The organism is Micromonospora parastrephiae (assembly GCF_016802865.1).
GTDB classification, from domain to species: Bacteria; Actinomycetota; Actinomycetes; order Mycobacteriales; family Micromonosporaceae; genus Micromonospora; species Micromonospora parastrephiae.
On sequence record NZ_JAEVHM010000416.1, the window covers coordinates 1 to 1,097 of the forward strand.

Genomic DNA, 1,097 nt, shown 5'->3' on the forward strand with positions numbered 1-1,097 from the left:
CCGACCCCGCCCGCCCGCCGGCGGCGGACGGCGCTGATGCTGCTCGGCCTGACCGCGGTGACGTCCGCCACGGCGCTGGTGATCGGGCTGCTGAGCTGGGCTCCCGATCCGCCCGAGCCGGCCCGGCCACTCACCGTCGCGGAGGGCGAACGGCTGGCCGCGATGCGGGTCACCAACCTTCGGGACCTACGCGCCGGGGTTCGCGTCACGGCCGGCACCGGCGCCGCGCGACCGAGCTGGTGGGCTGGGTGGACTGGTCACGGTCGCTGCTCTACCTGGACGTGGGCGGGCCGGGCGCGGGCGCCGAGCGAGGTCTGTTGCAGAGCGTCGGCCCGGCACTGGTGATCCGGCCGGACCCGGCGGCGGTGCCCACTCCCGCTCCGCCTCCCCTGGTGCCTCCGGTCGACCGTTGGCGGCTGCACCGCCTGACGCCCGGCACGGGCCTGGCACCGGTGCTCGACCTGCTCCTCGGCCTCTCCGCCGACCGCCCCGACCCGCCCCCGGCGCTGGGCCGCTGGGTCGCCCGGGACACCGTCGCGGCCGGCCCGGTGGACGTCCTCGCGGCACCGCTGCCGCCGCGATCCCTCCTCCCGCCGCGACACCTCCCCCCGCCGCGACACCGAACAGCCCGGCGACGCCGGGCGACGGGCAGCCCCGCTACTGGCTCGACCAGAACGCCCGGCTGCACAAGCTGGTCACCCACCTGCCCGGAGTCGGCCCGGTCACGGTGACCCTCGACCGGGCGGACCGGCCGACGCTGCGCCCGGTGGACGCGCTCGGCGGCGCCCCGGGCTGCCCCGCGCACTCACCGACGCCGAGCGGCGCCGACTGGACCGGTTACCCGCCCGGCTACGGGCCCAGGGTGGTGGCGCCACGCTGACCCTGACCGCGCCGGTGGGCACCGACACCAACCTGCGGGGCGCCGGCTGGTTGAGCTGGACCACCCGGACCGCCTACCTGGCGGTCGCCGACCTCGGCGTACCCGATCGCCGGACCCTGCTGTGGCGTGACGCGACGACCCTGGCCCGCGCGGACGTGCCCGCCCCGACCGGTGGCGGCGGCACGGCCGAGACGCCTGGTCGGCCGCCCATGCCACC

Annotated in this window: 2 protein-coding genes and 2 pseudogenes; all 4 read left to right on the top strand. The window is 78.4% G+C overall.

Features of this window, described 5'->3' with window-relative positions; genetic code table 11:
* Nucleotides 1-345, top strand: a pseudogene (locus JNW91_RS32940) (hypothetical protein); the annotation flags it as partial.
* The gene (locus tag JNW91_RS31515; RefSeq protein ID WP_203179060.1) at nt 249-731 is read left to right on the top strand and encodes a hypothetical protein; all 483 of its coding nucleotides are present in this window, start codon (nt 249-251) and stop codon (nt 729-731) included. The pseudogene JNW91_RS32940 and the gene JNW91_RS31515, both read left to right, overlap by 97 nt.
* Nucleotides 728-880, top strand: a complete 153-nt coding sequence (locus JNW91_RS31520) for a hypothetical protein (protein WP_203179061.1) — start codon at nt 728-730, stop codon at nt 878-880. Before JNW91_RS31515 ends, JNW91_RS31520 begins: the two co-directional genes overlap by 4 nt.
* Before the next feature lie 14 nt (nt 881-894).
* Nucleotides 895-1,097, top strand: a pseudogene (locus tag JNW91_RS31525) (hypothetical protein); the annotation flags it as partial.